Consider the following 17,640-nt stretch of genomic DNA (forward strand, 5'->3'; position numbering starts at 1 on the left):
GGCGTAATGCATGTGAATTAAGCTGAGTTACGCTTTCTAGAAGGCCTAGTCGCATAGCGACTAGGCCTTTTCTTTACTGCTCTTGGATATGTCCTCTCCCGCCTCTCTGGAAGCACAAAGCTCTCTGCCATGTCGAGGATATATCGGAGCACTTCTGGATATCTTCCAGGTGCGACAGCCGGGAGCATCTGCAACTGACTAACCAAAAATATCGATGCCTGCTTAAAGCCTATTTGGTATGGCATTACCGTGTCCAATGAATACGCCATCTGACACATCATAAAACGCAGCAGGTTGTAGGCGAGCAGCATCCCCCAAAGCTCCTGTTTGACTAACGCCGGCGTTTTACTTCTTAGCGTTAGGCTATTTTGAAGCATGTACTGCTTCATCTCTCGATAACCTAATTCGATTTCCCAACGATGACTGTAGAGCTCTGCAATATCTGCCCCTATGTACCGCTTGGGGTCGGTCATTGAAGTCAGCAGTTGGACCTCTTTCCCTTTTACCTTGGTGGTAATGAGTCTGGCTTCCAGTGTATCCGGCGCATCTGCCCATTTCTTTTTCGCTTGAGCAGTCAGCGAGAGTTCAATCAGCTCCTGACCGCGTCCCAGTTTTCTCAATGTCTTATATTGCGCCCCTTTACGCAGGGGAATTAGCCAGTGCCTTTCCTTACCTTGGCTTTGCCAACGATGGAGAAGTCCTAAGGCATAAAAGCCTTTGTCAAACGGGGTAAGGCTATTATCTGGGGCTTTGTCGATAAGCTGAGCAGTGAGGTCAACCTCACTGACGGAGACGGAGTCAAAGGCGGCACTGTTGAGCAGATGGCTCGTTAATTCCATGTGGCAGACCATGGGAACTTGAGGATAGTCTGACGTCGTGGTTTGATTACCTGTTCGGCTAAAAGCCTTATCGTTGTCGGCCGTATCTGGTGTTCGCCAGACCACGCCATCAACAGCATGTAACGTGAGCCCGTACCAGTCAGGATGTGGGGTTTTGTCATGCCACAATTGCTGAGTTTGGTTGAACACCGCTTCTACTGGCTCATGCCCCAACTTCTTACGGGCATGGATAATCGCACTCGGCGCAACAAAGGGTTTCTTACCCGGAAGTAATATATCTAGCTGAGAGACAACTTTACTCATCGATAGATGCCGATAAAGTGACATACCCACAATGCTCCATACCATCAATTCCATGGGGAGCCTACGCTTACGAAGCGTCGCGACGCCTGTGTCCTCAAGACATTGATTAATGAGTTCAGGGCAAAGAAGATCGGATAGACCATTGAGTTGGTCAGCAGAGAATTGATGTATTCGGTCGAGGGCTTGTCTTAAGAACATAAAAAAATCCGAGTGCGTAGAAACACTCGGATTTTGACATCCTCTCAGGATCGTTCAACCGATCATTTTTTGCTTAACTGATCGGCATTGCGCCGACTGGCGGGATTTTTGTCTCTGGAGAGAATGAAGTCTACTTAGTATTAGCTTGCACGATTGTGGAGATCAATACGCTGATGTGTTTAGCGAAACAGATAAGGGAAAAGCTGTTTTCTTTCTTGTGCAGAAAGGCTGCTGACTCTTGCGATATTGGTCTCTGGGATGGCTTCTGGATTTGGGTAGTGTTTTAGCACTTTTTCCATGCTCTCTTCGCGGATCAGGTGAAAGATTGGGTAGGGTGAGCGGTTGGTGAGGTTCTCATCATCCTCTGGATCTGTGCCTGCAAAGCAGTAATCAGGATGAAACGTCGCGACTTGAAAAACACCTTCCCAGTCTTGTTGGCGAATTAACGCTTCCACCCAGTCGATGTAAAAATTGTAATCAACAAAATCGTGCAGCAGGTTTGGTACAACGACGAGAGTGGTTTCAAGCTCTTGCGGCTCTTTAGTATCAAGTTCAAGCAACTGATCGTAAATATCTTGCAGCAGCGCTTCTTCATCACGGGCTTCACTGACATAGATTTTAATTTGCTGATTACGCTGCGGTTTTGCGGCAAATGGGCATAAGTTTAAGCCGATCACGACCTGATTAAGCCAGTGATCGACTTCTTGAATAATGGTTTCTGTTGACATGTTGAGCTCAGATTCTTCGTTTTACTTGTATCATGTGGCGCTGAGCATAGCACAACTTAGGCCGAAGGGCTGGCCAAAGCCTGACTACCCTGTGGCGTTTGTTTCTTTTGTCGGCTTAAGCGCCAACCAAGGATAAACAAGATGAAGTAAAGTCCCAATCCGCCGAGTGTGACCATTTCCCAACCACCGTGTTGCCAACAGTACAGCAGGTAAAAACCACCTAAACTACCGCCGATGTAGTAGTGAACCAAGTAAAGTGCAGTCGCGGTGGCTTTGGCTTGTGTGGCTTTTTGACTAACCCAAGCGTAAGCCAAAGTGTGGGTGAAAAAGGCGCCGAAGCTAATCAAAATCAAACCGGCCAGCATGGCGGGTATCGCTTCAATCAACGCAATCAACATGCCCGCCATACTGATGAGTGCGCCAAGCATCATGCCGGGAATCGCTGAGAAACGCCGGTTCCAGTTGGCGGTGAGCTTTGAGCTCAGTGTTCCAGCCAAATAACAGACGAAAATCAGTGAAGCAATACCGATGGGCAGTGAATAGGGTTCGGCGACTAAACGAAATCCCATGACGGAATAGAGGTTAACAAACAGCGCGAAGTTAACTCCGCCAATCAACATAGCGAGCCAGAGTGTGCGGTTTTGCAGATGTTTGACCAACGCACGATTGTGATGGAAAAACAGCCCACGCTGTGGTTTGAAATGCTGTTGAACGGGCAGCAAATACGCGACCAAAAGTGCGCCGAGCAGAGTAAAAACGGCCATTGCAACGACTGCATGTTGCCAACCAAGGGCATCGGTGAGTAACCCTCCAGCAATGCGGCCGGTAATACCGCCCAATGAGTTTGCCGCAATATAGCCACCAATCGCCTTACCAAACGCTTGCGGAGAAAGCTCTTCCACCATGTACGCCACCGCAACCGAAGCAAAAGCCGCTAAAGCCACGCCCATTAAAGCGCGGGTGAGCACTAAAAACCAAAATTGCTCAGTATAAAGCATGGCTAAGCCAATCACAGGCATAGCAAATAAGCCAGTCAGCATCACTAAGCGTCGCCCAACGGCTTCCGAAGTGACTGCCCAAGGCACGAGGCAAAGTGATAAGGCTAAGGTTGACGCTGCAAACAACCAGTTAATTTGGGTTTCCGAAACCGCAAAGTGATTCGCCAAATAAGGCAGCATAGGTTGGAAAAGATAAAGATTGCAGAAAACTAAAAATGAGCCGAAGGCGAGGGCAAAGGTCACTTTTAAATATTGAGGAGAATGCAGTTCAATCATACAGCGGATCCAAGATGCAAAAAGGCGGTGATGTGATCACGATAGCAGTGGCATCTCGATTAATGAAATATATTAAAAATATGGTTGCGATATACAGGATATATGATGGAAGTTCGACAACTGCGTCACTTTGTGACCGTGGCAGAATGGGAAAGTTTTACCTTAGCCGCGCAGCAACTGCATATTGCGCAGCCTGCACTGAGCATTTCGATTAAGAAATTTGAGCAGCAGCTGGGTGTTACCTTATTCAAAAGAGATGAAAGAAAAGTCACGCTAACTCATGAAGGTGAAGTGTTGCTTGAGCATGCCAAGCGCATTTTGCAGCAAGTCAGTGACGCGCAATTGGCGGTTGATGAGCTCAACGGCGTCGTGAAAGGTGAAGTGCGCCTTGGCACGCCAAGCATGATGGGCTCTTACTTTTTCCCGCAAATCATTATGGCGTTTAAAAGCCACTTTCCGAATCTGAAAATGACGGTGATTGAAGCGGGTACTCAATCGATCCGAAAAATGCTGCTCTCAGGCGAGTTGGATATTGGGGTGATTTTGAATCACGATCTGCCGGACGATTTGGCAGCGGATCCGCTGCTCTCTTCGCAAATGGTTGCTGTGGTTGGCAAAAATCATGAGTTAGCTGAACGTCGTCATCTTACTTTTGCCGAGTTTTTTGAGCATGAACTGGTGATGTTTAAACCCGGTTATTTTCACCGAGACTTTATCGATAAAGTGTGCCGAGAACATAAGTTTACTGCAGATTTTTCTTTTGAAACCAATTTGTTACCTATGATTTTAAGCATAGTGAAACATGAATATGCGATTACCGCGCTGTTGGAGTTGGTGACCAGCAATGAACCGGAAGTGAAGGCGATTCCGTTTGAACCGCCGGTGTGGCTTGATCTTGCATTGGCTTGGCGTAAAGAAGGTTATCTGTCCAATGCCGATCGTACTTTTATCGAGTTTGTGAAAAAGTACGTTTAGCGCCAAGAAGAGCATTCATCTTTGCTGCTATTAATCTTTACTGCTGTAGATACGTTCAAAATTGGTGTGGTTCCAGCCGATCATCAAACGATCACCAATTTTTAGTACTGGTACACTGCGAGCGCCGAGAGCATCAAGCTCTTTGCGGCCGCGTTCCATTTTTGCGTTGCATAAGCGGTACTTAATGCCTTTTGAGTCCAGATAACGCTGGGCGTCTTTGCAATGTGGGCATTTATCTTTTATGTACAAAACCACGCGTTTCATTGGAATCTCTCATGTATCAAAAGGGCGCAAAGTGTATCGAGAGTCGGCTGGAGATGCAAATATCCCCTTCCTACTTGAAGCGCTCATACTTATTGGTGTAAGTGATTCTTGAGTGGAAATTGAGTAAACTTGCCGACCTTTTTTGTAACCCGAACTGAGCACGCGAAATGAGTATGCACCCTGCACTGAAGTACATTCAGGGATATCCCCAACACATTGTTGAACAAGTTGCTCAACTGATCGCAAACGACAAGCTGATACCTTGGTTTGAGCAGCGTTATCCTGAGCGGCACGATATCCAGAGTGAAAAAGCGCTGTTTGACTTCACCATGGCTTTAAAAAACCAATATATGAAGAAAACGGCTCCGCTCAGTAAAGTGGTGTATGACGGAAAAATTCATCTAATTAATAATGCGCTGGGGTTACACAGTTACGTTTCTCGGGTGCATGGCAATAAACTGAAAGCGAAAAATGAAATACGTATTGCCAATGTGTTTAAACAAGCACCTGAACCGTTACTGCGCATGTTAGTAGTGCATGAACTGGCGCATTTAAAAGAGAAAGAACACAACAAAGCGTTTTATCAGCTCTGTTGCCATATGGAACCGAATTATCATCAGCTTGAACTGGATGCACGGCTATACATGATGGTGCTAGAGCTCAAGGCAGGCAAAGCATGAACACTCCACTTAAGCCAAAACATGGGCAAAAAACAAATCGAAAACCGAAAGCCAATAAGCCAGTTGTGAAAAAGCAGCAAACTAAGAAGCCGCCAACCCACAAAGCACAAGGTGAAGAAGTCGCTGCCGTTAAATCTGGGTTGCATCCACGCAATCGTCATCGCGGGCAGTATGATTTTCCGGCACTGATTAAGGTCGTGCCAGAGTTGCAATTCCATGTGATGAAAAACCCTAAAGGGCAATGGACGATTAATTTTGCCGATCCGATCGCGGTCAAGTTACTCAATAAAGCGCTTTTGGCTCTGCATTACGGTGTCACCTATTGGGATATTCCAGAGGGCTTCTTATGCCCGCCCATTCCGGGTCGTGCGGATTACATTCATCGCGTGGCCGATCTGCTGCTTAAGGAGAATCCAAAATTAAACCCTTCGCAAGTCACAGCACTGGATATTGGCGTGGGCGCAAATTGTATCTATCCGATTGTTGGAGTGACGGAATACGGATGGTCATGGGTTGGCAGTGATGTCGATCCTGTCTCAATACAACAAGCGAGTTTGATTGTTCAAAGCAACTCGAAGCTGCAAGGCCATATTGAATTTCGCCTGCAAAAGAACAGCCAACATATTTTTAACGGCATTATTGGGGCGAATGAGCTTTATACGCTGACGACTTGCAACCCGCCTTTTCATGCATCCTTAGCTGACGCTCAGCAAGGAACCCAGCGAAAGTTGACCAACTTACAGGCAAATCAGCGCAAGAAAGGCCGCTTAGCAACGCCAACGTTAAGCCACTCAAGGTTAAATTTTGGTGGTCAGAAAGCCGAGTTATGGTGTCCAGGAGGAGAAGCGGCTTTCATTGGTAAAATGGCGGTAGAAAGCCAGCAGTTCGCGCAGCAAGTGCTTTGGTTTAGCACTTTGATTTCTAAAGGTGATAACGTTCGTGGCATGAAAAAACAGCTGGAAAAACTCGGGGCTCAGTCGATACATGTAATAGAGATGGCACAAGGGCAGAAGATAAGTCGCTTTATTGCTTGGAGTTTTCAAAATGCAGAGCAGCGCAAGCTGTGGTGGCAGGCAAAATGTTAAGCTTTAAACAAGTTACTGAACATGAAAAGTAAAAAGCCAATCGCTCCTAAATAAAAATCCAGGAGGGGCAAGATGAGAATTGAAGACGTTCCACTCTACGCACCCTGCCAGCCTCATTGGCTGTGTGTTCCTTTTATGAGTATTTTTGCGTTATTGCTCTTGATTGGGTTGGTTTTCTTTATTCGCATTATTTATCGCGAATACTTAAAAATTCAGCGCGCACAAAAAGTGCGCCGATTGCGGCGCACTCATTATCGAGATCGTCAGGGCGGTGGTCGTCCGACCAATATCAAATAAAGCTTAAGAGAGTGAATTTAATAGGGTTTGATATTTTTGCTCTAACGCTGAATTTCCAGCGCGTTTTTCTAATTCAATCAGTAGTTTGAGTGAGGCTTTTTGATAGCCATAACGCTGATTCAAGTCCATTAAACGTAAGCGAGCGGGTGTGTAGTCGCCGGCTTCGATCTCCATTTTAGTCAGCTGTAAAATGGACAGAAGACGATTTGGATCGTGATCGATAGCACGTTTGAAGTATTCACGAGCGTTATCCGTTTTCCCTGCTTTGAGAGCACACAATCCGGCGTTCTCGTAACTGGCTGAAATTAAGTAGTAATAAGGTTGCTCGACCGCTCGGCGAAAGTATTGATCAGCCGTGTCATACTCACCTTGCTTACACAAAAAGGTACCGAAGTTATTCAGCACATTACCGTTTTTCGGGTGCTCGCTTAGTGCCGTACGGTACATTTTCCGCGCAGAATCATTCTCACCAACAGCCTCATAATAGTGCGCCATTGAAAGTTGTGAGCGGTAATAATCCGGCGCATGCTGTAGTGCTTTTTCTAAATTTTCCCGTGCTTTGATCATGCTGCCATTTTCTAAATAGCCTAAACCAAGGGCAATGCGCGCCTCTGCCATCTCAGTTGGGTCACTTTGCGTTGCGTTACCCGCCGTTTCAGTGACGGTGACGCAACCTGCTAAGGCGATGATGAGCCCTAAACCAAACACATTTTTCATACATCCCTCCCGTTAACGCACCAATGATAGGCAATTCAATTGGGAGGCCGAGCGGTGAGGGTTAAGTCTGCGAGTCAGTTGGCAAATCTATTTATGTATCCCCCTTCTGGCTTGAAGCTGCAACGCCAAGTGGATGGGATATCAGGCAGAAGTTAAAGGCGGAAAGGCGAGTAAAGGGATAAAAGGCCGCACATGGCGGCCGAAAGGATTATTCGTCTTTGGTAAAATTGGCTTCGCTGAATTTTTCCAAATCATACGGTGTTTGTTGATAAACGCAGTAGTTAAGCCAGTTGGCAAACAGCAAGTGCCCGTGGCTACGCCAACTGGCACAAGGTTTGTTATCTGGGTTGTCATTGGGGTAGTAATTGACGGGGATCGCAGGATTAAGCCCTTCGCCCAGATCACGCACATATTCACCATGTAGGGTGTAAGCATCGTACTCAGGGTGGCCAGTCACAAACACGTTACGCTTATCTTTGGTCGCTGCGAGATAAACGCCCGCCACATCGGACGTTGCCAGAATATCGAGATCAGTATGCTCAGCCAAAAATTCCGCATCAAAATCTGCGTAGCGAGAGTGCGGAGCGAGAAAGCGATCATCAAACCCACGCAGTAGAGGGTGAAACGGCTTGTGGATGTCGTGGTAATAGACACCGGACAGTTTCTCTTCACGCGTACGTTTGGGCAAATTGTACAGCAGCTTCAGCCCAGCTTGCGCCGCCCAACAGATGTAAAGAGTGGAGGTCACATGCGCTTTAGCCCAAGCCATGATGTTTTGTAGATGCTGCCAATAGGCGACATCCTCAAATTGTACTAAGCCCAGTGGCGCGCCCGTGATGATTAACCCATCGAAGTTGCGATTTTTGACCAGCTCAAATTGGCGATAGAAGGTGTTGAGATGCTCTTCTGGAGTATTTTTGCTTGGCCTGTCATCGATGCGCAGTAGCTCGATATCGACCTGCAAAGGGGAGTTGGACAAGAGGCGTAAAAACTGAGTTTCCGTCTCAATTTTTTTAGGCATTAAGTTTAACAATAGCACCTTGAGTGGGCGTATTTCCTGCGTCGAAGCACGCGATTCGGACATAACGAAGATGTTTTCGTTACGTAGCACATCACTCGCCGGTAATTGGTCGGGGATTCTAATCGGCACAGCTTTCTCCCTAAGCATTAATTTGGACGTCTAAACATCCAGACTTATAACTCAACCGAAAATTATTGTCGATAGCAAAATGCAACGAACCTCAATCTAAGTTAGTATCTCTCGGCACAATTGACTACTGTGAATCAAGTATGCGACCTCATTTAACCCTTATTCGCGGTTTGCCAGGTTCGGGGAAATCAACCTTGGCGAAGACCTTGTCTGCTGTACATCTGGAAGCAGACATGTATTTTGTTAATCCACAAGGTGAGTACCATTTTCGCCCCGAATACTTGGCGCAAGCCCATGAATGGTGCCAACAACAGACGGAATACTGGCTGCAACAAGGCAAAGACGTGGTGGTATCGAATACTTTTGTTCGGCATTGGGAGATGGCGGTATACCGAAAACTTGCCCGACAATATCGAGCTAAGCTGACGATTCTGGTGTGTCGAGAGCGTTATCAAAACGTGCATGGGGTGGATGAAGCCACTGTCGAACGCATGCGTCAACAGTGGCAAGAGTAGACATTATTGTGGGTGTTTAGCGGTACGCTGAAGATCTCGGCGTAAAAGATAAAACGCCAAACCGCCCCATACCAAAGCCTGTGCCCAAAGGAGTGTCCATTTTGGTGCTATGGTTGACCAACTGGCCGCCATTTGGTTTAAACCCAGAAAGCCTTGGATTGCCGGCGTGCTTGGGAAGCACTGCGCAAGCCAGACTAAAGGCGCGGGGATCATTTCCAACGGCCAAATAAATCCAGCGGTAAAAATCAGTGGCATGGAGCTAATTAACACCACCAAAGTGACCAGTTCGCGTCTCGGAGTCACTGCACCTAACGCAATACCGACAAAATTACAGGCTAATAAAAACGGCAAGAGCAAACTGATGAGATCACTTGGCTTTGCTAACGTATTTACGCCGTGCAAATCAAAACTGGCACCGAAATAATAAAGACTCAGCAAGTAGTAGACTGCAACCAGCACAAAACTACGCACTAACAACAGTTTGGCAGGAGCGACTCGGCTCCAATAGCCGTGACCTTGCTTTTGTGTCCCAACCATCAATCCAGCCGCCATGATCAGCGTTTGCTGCAGGATCAATACAAAAACGGCGGGTACGACGTAATCGACATAGCCCATACGTGGGTTAAAAGTGGGTTTCAGGTTGGCACTAGTTGGCGAGAAATGCTGCGCGGCAAACGCCATCGGTTCACCTTCGATGACCAAACGACTGACTTTGGTTTGTGCTGCGAGTGTGCCGCCCGCTTGAGCTAAACCTTCAACAATCGTACCGTAAACCAGAAAATAGGAAGCATCACCCGCATAAGCGAGCGTTGGGCTTTTCCCTAACAATAAGTCTTTGTAGAAATGCTCAGGGATAACCAGTATGCCAGCCACTTTCTTGTCTAAGAAAGCTTGTTTGGCATCGGCAATGGTGTGATCACGCTGAACAATTTTGACTTGCGGCGTGGCATCCACCATCCGCTCCAGTTGAAAACTGGCCTGACTTTGATCGAGATTGACCACAGAAATGGTCTGTTCACGGGGGATCTGCTTGGCGTAAGGAAGCGGGTAGAGGAAAGAATAAAACACCACACCACCAAAAACGGTCAGCACGACAACAGGGTTGGTGAAGAGTGCTTTTAATTCTGCTTTAAATAGCTCAAATAGGGTCATACGGCAGCTCCCATTTCCCGCGCTAAATGTTTGCGGATCAGAAGTAGCGCCAAACCAAGCGGCAGAAGATAGCCCCACATATTGACCATAGGTTGTAAAGAACTTAAGGCCTCAAGCCCATAGCTCACTTGGTTCACTTGCACTTCAATGTAGTGGCTGATCGGTAATAAATTGCGCCACGCTTGAGCAAGCGTGTTCATATCGCTTGCCGGAAAGGTGATCCCCATAAAGGCAAAACTGGGCGCAGTGAAAGCGCCAGCAAAGCTCATCGCGCGAGCGGGATCGAGCGTGAGGAAGTAGAAAAATGCCCCCATGATCACGCATGCCACCACGGTAATCGATTGAGCAAACAGCAAAGTGGAAAAGTGACCAAACATAGGCCAGCGCAGTACATCATAAAACCAGCTCAAAAAACCAAGCCCTTGCAGCATGAAAATGGGGAGATAGGGCAATAGGGTTCGGGTTAACTGGGTTAAGGGAGACTGCGCGAGCCAAGACTTTAACCCGTAATGACGATAGTTGGCTGCCAGAATCAAAATGGTGCTAACGACAATGGTGATTTGCCACAATGCGGGGACAATCGCCGACACTAAAAATTGCGCGTAGTTGGTATTTTGGTTAAAGAGTGGCGTTATTTGCGTGCGCACGGGCACCGAGCGCCCCATGGCCGCAAGGGTAGTATGCGTTTTGGTGGCGAGATTTTTTATAACATCCACTTGAGCATTAAATGTGCCTTGTGCTTGCACCACCGCTGAGTTAACGAGCTTACCGACCAAGATCATTTGGCTGTTGTAGAAGGTCGTTACTTGCGGCTGCTCTTGACGATAAATGGCTTTATCGAATTGTGCGGGGATCACCATAAAGCCATAGATCTGATTACTGCGCATTGCTTGGCTGGCTTCATCGACGCTCGCAAAATGCTGACTGACAAGCAGTGTCGATGTCGCATCGACCTCACGAATAAGCTGGCGTGAAAGCTGACTGTGGGAAAAGTCCACCACACCAAACGGCAGATCGCGCGCTATGCCTTGGGAAAAAATCCACCAAATGGAGACGGCGAGCAGAATGGGCACCCATGTTAAACAGGAAAGTAACCATTTATCGTGACGCAGTAACGTCCATTGGCGGGGGATGGCGTGCTTCATTTTAAGTTCAACCACAACTTATAACTTAACAACAACGCTCATGCCCATGCGCAGGCCTTCGGTTGGCGTGACTGGACGTGCTTCCACTTCAAACGTACGTAGGTCAAACCCTTGAGTGGCATCGGTTGAGCGCCAAGTGGCGAAATCGCCCATCACGGCGACGTGAGTAACTTTAAACTCGATGGATTTATCCAGAGCCGGTAAATAAGCCGTAAACTGAGCACCTTGGGTAAAGTGTTTGAGCAGATCTTCACGCACGTTAAATACTGCCCAAGTGTCTTGCGTATCGACCACTGTGACGACAGGGAAACCTTGCGGAGCCAGCTCACCACTGTGCATCAAGACTTGTGATACTTCACCATCAAACCAGCTCTGGATTTTGGTATCTGCTGCATACGCCTCGACTTCGGCGACAGCACCAGCAGCCATGCGTGCTTTTTCGAGCGCGGCTTGTTTCGTTTCTTCTCGTGCACCTTCTTTGGCTAATTGATACATCTGCAACGCTGCACTTTCGGTGTATTTGGCAGCTTGCCATTGGGTTTGCGCTTCGTCCCGTTTTTGTTCGGACACCACACCATCGTTGTAAAGGTTATTGACGCGCAGATACGTTTTTTCAGCCAGTTCTGCTGCCGCTTGGGCTTTGAGCCATTGATCTTTGGCGGCCTGAATCTGCTGTTCACGCGCACCATTTTCTGCTTCTTGAGCCAGTGCCCCCGCGGCTTTCTGGCCGGCGATCGCTTGTTCCAACTTGGCATCAATTTCAGGGCTGAGTAGAGTGAAGATCAGTTGGCCTTTTTCCACTTGATCGCCCTTGCGCACCAAAACTTGGTCAATGCGCCCCGGCACTTTAGAGGAGATGCTGTACTGCTGAGACTCAATCTGGCCTTGCAATGTGACTGGTTCAGGTTGATAGGCTTGATAAAAGCGATAGCCAATCCAGCCAACAACAGCGACAGCGGTGAGCGTCATTAAGGTCGTTTTTACCGTTTTCATTTGGATTCCTTTTACTTAGCCGTGGCGCTTTGGTGCAGTGAAGAGAGAGCAACTGCGGATTGATGGTAAGTGGAGAAGCTGCTCATCTCGCTCGACAGAGCCAATAATTTGTTTAGTGAAATGAGATAGTTAAAGCTCGCTAGCGATTGTTGGGTGCGAATGCTGGCCAGATAAAGCTCGGCATCCACCACATCGACAGAGGTGGATAAACCTTGGCTGAACGCTTTTTGGCGTAAACGCAGGTTCTCTTGTGCCAAATTCAGACTGGAATTGAGTCCTGTGACTTCTTCTAACGCTTGTTCTGCTTCGAGATAGGTCTTTTCCACCAGCACGCTGAGATCTTGTTTCGCTTGCGCTTTTAAATAGCGCACTTGATTCACTGCGCTATTGGCTGCTTTGACTTGTTCACTACGCCCGCTGTTTTCAATCAGCGGAATATTGACGCCAACGCCAACCAACCAATCCGGTTTCATTTGGCTAGCGAGTGAGTCATCTTCATGCAAGCTATAATCGCCATACAGATAGACTTCTGGGTAGTATTTCCCTTGCTCAGCTTTAATGAGACTGCTGGCTTGCTTTTCTTTGGCATCGAGCAGGCTTAAGCCGGGATAGGTATTGAGTGTTTGTTCGATGAAGGCGTGCATGGGCGGTAAGCTGGTATTGATGAACAGCATGCCACTCGGTTCTACGGTTTCTGTAGCGCCTAAAATTTGGGTTAGCGCACTTTGCGCAATGTCCAAGGTTTTTTGTGCTTTTTTACGCTCAACTTTGGCTTTATCCAGTGATGCATCTGCTTGCAGGCGCTCGACATGAGCAATTTGTCCTTGTTGCTCAAGTTTAAGGGCATTATCTCTGTGTTGCGTGAGTCCCTCTTCAACCGCGATTCGGGTAGCGAGCACCTCTTTGGCCAACACCACGCTAAAGTAATATTTGGCTAAATCTTCATATCGCGCTTGTATTTCCATCGCGAGCTGACTTTGCGCTTCATCTTCTTTACCTGCGGCGGCATCTTGCGCAGCAGTAATTCGTCCGCCAGTAAAAATTGGCCAAATCGCCCGGATCGAGGAAGTGAAAATATCGCGTTCAGTTATGGTAGATTGAATAGAGCCAATACCCGCAACCAATTGAGCAAGTGTTGGAGGAAGTGCAGGCAGTACCTGACCCGTACTATCAAAAATCTGCTTGCCGGAAAGTGTTACATCCTGATCAAGCCGCGTAAAATTGGCTCCCACACTGACCGAGGGTAGATTGAGATTTTGTGTGGCATCTTTCAGATGAGCGTAACGTTCCACATTGGCTCTTTGCGCCGCAAGCGAGTTGTTTTGTTGTTGCAGCAAGTCCCAAGCTTCTTGAAATGAGAGAGGCGCTGCATGAGCAATCGGCATAAATAATATAGAGCAGATCGCCAGAGAGAGAGATTTCACTTTCATTTTGAGCTCGACAGAATGAATTTAGAGCTAATGCTCTATTTTTTGGATGATGAAGTCAAACAAAGAGTTAAGGGCTGCAGTATAAAAAACTGACTTGCAAGAGCAAGCCAGTTGTTTGAGTAATCGGTTTTGACGCCCAAAAACGTGTCTTGAACGTAGGAAAGTGATCAACAATGAGGGTAGGAGGGGCAATAGTAATCGGCTCTCCAAACTAACTTTTTGGTTCCCTGCATGGTCGTCAGTACGTCTTTGCCTGACATTTGAGGAAAAGCGAACAAAACACGCATCTCATCATGCGTTTCTGGCTCGATTTCGTAAGCCCTCACATGAGTAAATGTCGAGTGTAAATGCTCACAAAGCATGTCTTTGGATAGGCAAATTCCAAAAGCATCTCTTCTCATGTCTCTATTCCTTCTGACGTGTTATTGAGTGAACTTGGCCGCAATTTCTATTCTCAGTCTTATGCCTGAATTGCATCCCAGTTAGGTTTATGCTCACTGCGCATTAAGTATACTGCTTAACCTAGAAAGGTGCCGGAGCAAAGTGCCTATTTGTTGTGACCTGTGCCATAAAACAGATATGCAATTGGTTTTATTTTTTTTGATGCCATGATCTGCCTTGCTGGCATATCGCTAACGTGAATCTCGTGCCAGCCTCACAGTTATGTATTGCGAGCTTCGCCCCAATGTTAAATTGATGTTAGCTTTCACTCGCTAGCAAGGAGTGAACAATGGTGTGGAGCAGTATTACCTTCCGCAAGAGAATGCTGATCATCATGACCTTATCGGGTCTGATTGAGCTGCTACTTTTGGTTGCCGCAGGGTTTATGTACGTCAAACATTCTCAAGAGCAAGAGGTTGGCCAGAAAGCGTTGGGCGTTGCGGCATTCCTTGCACAAACGCCAGCGGTCATCAACATGATCAAGACCGGCCGTGCTTCAGATGACCAGCAGCAAAGCTATCGTGAACTGACCCAACTGATAGGCGCAGCATTTATTGTGATTGGCGACAATCAAGGTATTCGATTAGTTCATCCCATTGATGAAAGGATCGGTAAGCCTATGGTTGGGGGCGATAACGAGAGAGCGCTAGTGGAAGGCGAAGCTTATGTCTCTTTCGCTCAAGGTTCGTTAGGCAAATCGGTTCGTGGTAAAGCGGCGGTGGTGGATCAACACGGTCAAATCATCGGTGTCGTTTCGGTTGGCTATTTAATTGAGCGGCTACAAGACCGCGTTGAGCCATTTTTATTCTATCTGATTGCTACCGCGTTACTGGTGGTTGGCGCCAATGCACTGGTTTCTAGCTATGCCTCGCGACGTTTTCAGCGCGCTATTTTGGGGTTTGAGCCGGAAGAAATTGCCCGTTTGTACGTGGAACTGGATGTGACCATGAGCACCCTCAAAGAGGGGATCATCAGTATTGATGACAAAGGGATCTTACGTTCGATCAATAAAAGTGCCTGTGAAATTTTGGGATTACGCCGCGAACAAGCTCTTAATCGACGCTTGACCACCATTCTGCCAGAAAGCGATCTCTATACGGTTTTGGCGACCGGAAGAACCGATCACGATATTGAGCTCTATCTGAATAAGCATTGGATAATTGCCAACCGCAGCCCGATCGTGGTTGAGGGAAAAGTCGTCGGGGCGGTATCCAGTTTCCGTCTCCGTGATGAAATTAATGAACTCACTGAGCAGTTGGCTCAAACCCGTGAGTACGCAGAGATGCTGCGTTCTCAGACCCATGAGCACAGAAATAAATTGAATACTATCAGTGGGTTATTGCAAATGGGTGAATTGGATGCCGTGCAGCAACTGATTGGTCAAGAAACCGAGCACTATCAAGTGTTGATTGAGTTTTTACGTGAAACAATTAAAGACCCTCTGATTGCAGGGATGCTGCTTGGCAAAACAGAGCGCGCTCGTGAGCTAGGCTTGGAACTCATGGTGGAAGAAGGGGCGCGCTTAGAAACGCTGCCGATTCATATCAAAGCGGAAGATGTGGTGACCATTCTCGGTAACCTTATAGACAACGCGTTTGAAGCGACCTTAACCGCGATACGCACGCTGTCGCCGGTTCCACCGGAACGCAGAGTGATTGAGGTCTCGATCAGTGATTTTGGTAACGAAATCATTTTGGAAGTGGATGATCAAGGTTGCGGTTTACCTAAAGAGCTGGAACATTGGCAGCTAACGGAAAAAGGGGTGTCGAGCAAAGCCGTGCAAAACCGAGGGGTGGGGCTGTTTTTAGTCAAACAGCTTGCCGATCGTTATCAAGGACAACTGGACATGCACAGCAAAGCGCAAGGTACTCGAATGACAGTGTATTTACCCAAGGATGAGTTGTAATGAAAACCCGACTCCTAATCATTGAAGATGATGCTGCGATAGCGCAGCTTCATCATCGCTATTTGAGTCAGTTAGAAGGCTTTGAGGTAGTGGGGATCGCGATGTCTCAAGCGGATGCGCGTTTACAGATGGAAGTGCTTAACCCCGATTTGGTGCTGTTGGACGTTTATTTACCGGATGGAACGGGCCTTGAGCTGTTGCAATGGATTCGTGGACGTAATGTTCATTGCGATGTGATTTTAATTACGGCGGCGCGCGAGGTGGAGACACTGCAACAAGCGATGCGTGGTGGTGTGGTGGATTATCTGCTCAAGCCTGTGATGTTTCCAAGGCTGGAAACCGCACTAAGAAAATACCAAATGCGGCAAGCTGAGCTAAAACAGTTGGCGGATTTTGATCAGCAAAAAGTCGACAAAATGTTCACCACACATTCCTCAGAAGCCTTACCGCAACGTTTACCGAAAGGCATTGACGCCGTGACATTGGATAAGATTCGGTTGTTATTTCAAACGGCTACCATGCTGACGGCGGACGAGGCAGGTGAAAAAATTGGGGCTAGCCGCACAACAGCCCGACGCTATCTTGAGTATCTTATCACTGCTGGAGAGTTGGAGGCCGATCTCAGTTATGGTACGGTGGGACGCCCAGAACGAACGTACCGTAAATTACATCGTCACACATCCTGATTAGACGGATTGGATAACTGCATCTAAAGTTTAAACAGATTACACGAATGTGATGAGGTCGACAGATGCAATGGCGTTTTTGTTTGACAACAGTACTGGGTGTCGTTCTGAGCTTTAGTCCTAGTGTGAAGGTTCAGGCTCAGGGGCTGGAATCGTTAACCTACTACACAGAAAACTATCCACCACTGAATTTTGCTAAAGAAGACGGTAAACCCGCGGGGATTGCGGTGGATTTACTCCTAGAAGCCGCGGCAGCGGTTAATGTTACCTTGAACTTGGAGCAGATTTTTGTTCAACCTTGGCCACGTTCTTATCGGTCGGCGTTGTTAAAACAGGATGGAGTACTTTTTTCTACGACACGTACAACACATCGTGAAAATTTATTTAATTGGGTCGGCCCTATTGCCGATATCAAAGTGGTAGTGCTGGCACGAAAGTCGAGTCAGATCAAAGTGAATGACCCTATCGAGTTAGGAAATTACCGAATTGGTGTGATCCGTGATGACATTGGAGAACAGCAATTACTGCAACTCGGTGTACCACGGGAATCCATGGTAGAAGGTTCCACCGTCAGTAGCTTGGCCGAGCAATTGCTAAAAAAACGCATTGATCTGCTCGCTTATGATGAAAGAACCGCACTTTGGTGGATGAGCCAAGATAGCTATCCCGTTGAAGAATTTGAAACGGTATACGTTTTGATGCAAGGTTCACTGTATTACGCATTTAACAAAAACATAGATAAGTCGGTATTGAACGATTTACAAAAAGGCATTGAGCTGATCAAAAACAGCGTCAATGAGAATGGTGTAACTCGTTATCAGGCAATACTGGACAAATATTGATAACCATCCCGAGAAGATGT

19 protein-coding genes are annotated in these 17,640 nt (G+C 47.3%); 8 read left to right on the plus strand and 11 right to left on the minus strand.

The window, feature by feature from the left end:
• Positions 1 to 17 precede the first annotated feature (17 nt).
• From F0316_RS06240 to F0316_RS06250, 3 genes are all read right to left on the minus strand, one after another.
• Complete coding sequence (locus F0316_RS06240; protein WP_149560308.1) at positions 18 to 1,340, minus strand: IS4 family transposase; 1,323 nt, start codon at positions 1,338 to 1,340, stop codon at positions 18 to 20.
• Positions 1,341 to 1,519: 179 nt separating this feature from the next.
• Positions 1,520 to 2,068 carry a DUF1415 domain-containing protein gene (locus tag F0316_RS06245; protein ID WP_000102802.1) on the minus strand — a complete coding sequence of 183 codons (549 nt, stop codon included), beginning with the start codon at positions 2,066 to 2,068 and terminating at the stop codon, positions 1,520 to 1,522.
• A gap of 56 nt (positions 2,069 to 2,124) precedes the next feature.
• Complete coding sequence (locus tag F0316_RS06250) at positions 2,125 to 3,342, minus strand: MFS transporter (RefSeq protein ID WP_149560309.1); 1,218 nt, start codon at positions 3,340 to 3,342, stop codon at positions 2,125 to 2,127.
• A gap of 105 nt (positions 3,343 to 3,447) precedes the next feature.
• Between F0316_RS06250 and F0316_RS06255 the strand changes: the two genes are divergently transcribed.
• The gene (locus F0316_RS06255; protein ID WP_057567947.1) at positions 3,448 to 4,317 is read left to right on the plus strand and encodes a LysR family transcriptional regulator; all 870 of its coding nucleotides are present in this window, start codon (positions 3,448 to 3,450) and stop codon (positions 4,315 to 4,317) included.
• A 30-nt stretch (positions 4,318 to 4,347) separates the two neighbouring features.
• On the opposite strand, the gene F0316_RS06260 is transcribed toward F0316_RS06255, so the two are convergent.
• Positions 4,348 to 4,581, minus strand: a complete 234-nt coding sequence (locus F0316_RS06260; protein WP_000832721.1) for a glutaredoxin family protein — start codon at positions 4,579 to 4,581, stop codon at positions 4,348 to 4,350.
• Between the two features lie 173 nt (positions 4,582 to 4,754).
• Between F0316_RS06260 and F0316_RS06265 the strand changes: the two genes are divergently transcribed.
• The 3 genes from F0316_RS06265 to F0316_RS06275 all read left to right on the plus strand — a co-directional run bounded on the left by F0316_RS06265 (position 4,755) and on the right by F0316_RS06275 (position 6,643).
• Complete coding sequence (locus tag F0316_RS06265; RefSeq protein ID WP_000553153.1) at positions 4,755 to 5,261, plus strand: M48 metallopeptidase family protein; 507 nt, start codon at positions 4,755 to 4,757, stop codon at positions 5,259 to 5,261.
• Positions 5,258 to 6,346, plus strand: coding sequence for a 23S rRNA (adenine(1618)-N(6))-methyltransferase RlmF (gene rlmF, locus F0316_RS06270; RefSeq protein ID WP_149560310.1), 1,089 nt, complete (start codon positions 5,258 to 5,260; stop codon positions 6,344 to 6,346). The genes F0316_RS06265 and rlmF overlap by 4 nt, the downstream gene beginning before the upstream one ends.
• Positions 6,347 to 6,418: 72 nt before the next feature.
• Positions 6,419 to 6,643, plus strand: a complete 225-nt coding sequence (locus F0316_RS06275; protein ID WP_001217307.1) for a hypothetical protein — start codon at positions 6,419 to 6,421, stop codon at positions 6,641 to 6,643.
• Between the two features lie 3 nt (positions 6,644 to 6,646).
• Here F0316_RS06275 and pilW read toward each other — a convergent pair whose 3' ends face one another.
• Both pilW and metA read right to left on the minus strand, forming a co-directional pair.
• Positions 6,647 to 7,360, minus strand: a complete 714-nt coding sequence (gene pilW, locus F0316_RS06280; RefSeq protein ID WP_000799875.1) for a type IV pilus biogenesis/stability protein PilW — start codon at positions 7,358 to 7,360, stop codon at positions 6,647 to 6,649.
• Positions 7,361 to 7,568: 208 nt separating this feature from the next.
• Positions 7,569 to 8,510 carry a homoserine O-acetyltransferase MetA gene (gene metA / locus F0316_RS06285; RefSeq protein ID WP_001122740.1) on the minus strand — a complete coding sequence of 314 codons (942 nt, stop codon included), beginning with the start codon at positions 8,508 to 8,510 and terminating at the stop codon, positions 7,569 to 7,571.
• A 140-nt stretch (positions 8,511 to 8,650) separates the two neighbouring features.
• On the opposite strand from metA, the gene F0316_RS06290 reads away from it, so the two are divergent.
• Entirely contained in the window at positions 8,651 to 9,025 is a 375-nt protein-coding gene (locus F0316_RS06290) for an ATP-binding protein (protein WP_001247362.1), read from the plus strand.
• Between the two features lie 3 nt (positions 9,026 to 9,028).
• Here F0316_RS06290 and F0316_RS06295 read toward each other — a convergent pair whose 3' ends face one another.
• The 5 genes from F0316_RS06295 to F0316_RS06315 all read right to left on the minus strand — a co-directional run bounded on the left by F0316_RS06295 (position 9,029) and on the right by F0316_RS06315 (position 14,146).
• Complete coding sequence (locus F0316_RS06295) at positions 9,029 to 10,177, minus strand: ABC transporter permease (RefSeq protein ID WP_114717548.1); 1,149 nt, start codon at positions 10,175 to 10,177, stop codon at positions 9,029 to 9,031.
• Positions 10,174 to 11,322 carry an ABC transporter permease gene (locus tag F0316_RS06300; RefSeq protein ID WP_172625971.1) on the minus strand — a complete coding sequence of 383 codons (1,149 nt, stop codon included), beginning with the start codon at positions 11,320 to 11,322 and terminating at the stop codon, positions 10,174 to 10,176. Before F0316_RS06300 ends, F0316_RS06295 begins: the two co-directional genes overlap by 4 nt.
• 18 nt (positions 11,323 to 11,340) lie before the next feature.
• Positions 11,341 to 12,315 (minus strand): HlyD family secretion protein, encoded by a 975-nt coding sequence (locus F0316_RS06305; protein WP_000859623.1) that lies wholly within the window; start codon positions 12,313 to 12,315, stop codon positions 11,341 to 11,343.
• Positions 12,316 to 12,326: 11 nt separating this feature from the next.
• Positions 12,327 to 13,745 (minus strand): TolC family protein, encoded by a 1,419-nt coding sequence (locus F0316_RS06310; protein ID WP_114743389.1) that lies wholly within the window; start codon positions 13,743 to 13,745, stop codon positions 12,327 to 12,329.
• A 167-nt stretch (positions 13,746 to 13,912) separates the two neighbouring features.
• Complete coding sequence (locus F0316_RS06315) at positions 13,913 to 14,146, minus strand: hypothetical protein (protein ID WP_001250487.1); 234 nt, start codon at positions 14,144 to 14,146, stop codon at positions 13,913 to 13,915.
• Positions 14,147 to 14,475: 329 nt separating this feature from the next.
• Here F0316_RS06315 and F0316_RS06320 point away from each other — a divergent pair, with 329 nt between their 5' ends.
• The 3 genes from F0316_RS06320 (at position 14,476) to F0316_RS06330 (ending at position 17,620) form a co-directional block, all read left to right on the plus strand.
• Positions 14,476 to 16,092, plus strand: a complete 1,617-nt coding sequence (locus tag F0316_RS06320; RefSeq protein WP_000262313.1) for an ATP-binding protein — start codon at positions 14,476 to 14,478, stop codon at positions 16,090 to 16,092.
• Positions 16,092 to 16,778, plus strand: coding sequence for a response regulator (locus F0316_RS06325; protein WP_000857631.1), 687 nt, complete (start codon positions 16,092 to 16,094; stop codon positions 16,776 to 16,778). The genes F0316_RS06320 and F0316_RS06325 overlap by 1 nt, the downstream gene beginning before the upstream one ends.
• A gap of 65 nt (positions 16,779 to 16,843) precedes the next feature.
• A complete protein-coding gene (locus F0316_RS06330) occupies positions 16,844 to 17,620 on the plus strand; it encodes a substrate-binding periplasmic protein (RefSeq protein ID WP_001198757.1) in 777 nt (258 codons plus the stop codon).
• Positions 17,621 to 17,640 lie beyond the last annotated feature (20 nt).

Source organism: Vibrio cholerae (genome assembly GCF_008369605.1).
Taxonomy (GTDB): domain Bacteria; phylum Pseudomonadota; class Gammaproteobacteria; order Enterobacterales; family Vibrionaceae; genus Vibrio; species Vibrio cholerae.

Bases quoted from the DNA above. Each gene is read 5' to 3' on its own strand.
- F0316_RS06300 (WP_172625971.1), bottom strand. From the start codon at position 11,322: ATGAAGCACGCCATCCCCCGCCAATGGACGTTACTGCGTCACGATAAA.
- F0316_RS06275 (WP_001217307.1), top strand. From the start codon at position 6,419: ATGAGAATTGAAGACGTTCCACTCTACGCACCCTGCCAGCCTCATTGG.
- F0316_RS06265 (WP_000553153.1), top strand. From the start codon at position 4,755: ATGCACCCTGCACTGAAGTACATTCAGGGATATCCCCAACACATTGTT.
- F0316_RS06330 (WP_001198757.1), top strand. From the start codon at position 16,844: ATGCAATGGCGTTTTTGTTTGACAACAGTACTGGGTGTCGTTCTGAGC.
- F0316_RS06305 (WP_000859623.1), bottom strand. From the start codon at position 12,315: ATGAAAACGGTAAAAACGACCTTAATGACGCTCACCGCTGTCGCTGTT.
- F0316_RS06325 (WP_000857631.1), top strand. From the start codon at position 16,092: ATGAAAACCCGACTCCTAATCATTGAAGATGATGCTGCGATAGCGCAG.
- F0316_RS06310 (WP_114743389.1), bottom strand. From the start codon at position 13,745: ATGAAAGTGAAATCTCTCTCTCTGGCGATCTGCTCTATATTATTTATG.
- F0316_RS06245 (WP_000102802.1), bottom strand. From the start codon at position 2,068: ATGTCAACAGAAACCATTATTCAAGAAGTCGATCACTGGCTTAATCAG.
- F0316_RS06260 (WP_000832721.1), bottom strand. From the start codon at position 4,581: ATGAAACGCGTGGTTTTGTACATAAAAGATAAATGCCCACATTGCAAA.
- F0316_RS06290 (WP_001247362.1), top strand. From the start codon at position 8,651: ATGCGACCTCATTTAACCCTTATTCGCGGTTTGCCAGGTTCGGGGAAA.
- F0316_RS06295 (WP_114717548.1), bottom strand. From the start codon at position 10,177: ATGACCCTATTTGAGCTATTTAAAGCAGAATTAAAAGCACTCTTCACC.
- F0316_RS06320 (WP_000262313.1), top strand. From the start codon at position 14,476: ATGGTGTGGAGCAGTATTACCTTCCGCAAGAGAATGCTGATCATCATG.
- F0316_RS06240 (WP_149560308.1), bottom strand. From the start codon at position 1,340: ATGTTCTTAAGACAAGCCCTCGACCGAATACATCAATTCTCTGCTGAC.
- F0316_RS06255 (WP_057567947.1), top strand. From the start codon at position 3,448: ATGGAAGTTCGACAACTGCGTCACTTTGTGACCGTGGCAGAATGGGAA.
- F0316_RS06250 (WP_149560309.1), bottom strand. From the start codon at position 3,342: ATGATTGAACTGCATTCTCCTCAATATTTAAAAGTGACCTTTGCCCTC.
- F0316_RS06315 (WP_001250487.1), bottom strand. From the start codon at position 14,146: ATGAGAAGAGATGCTTTTGGAATTTGCCTATCCAAAGACATGCTTTGT.
- pilW (WP_000799875.1), bottom strand. From the start codon at position 7,360: ATGAAAAATGTGTTTGGTTTAGGGCTCATCATCGCCTTAGCAGGTTGC.
- rlmF (WP_149560310.1), top strand. From the start codon at position 5,258: ATGAACACTCCACTTAAGCCAAAACATGGGCAAAAAACAAATCGAAAA.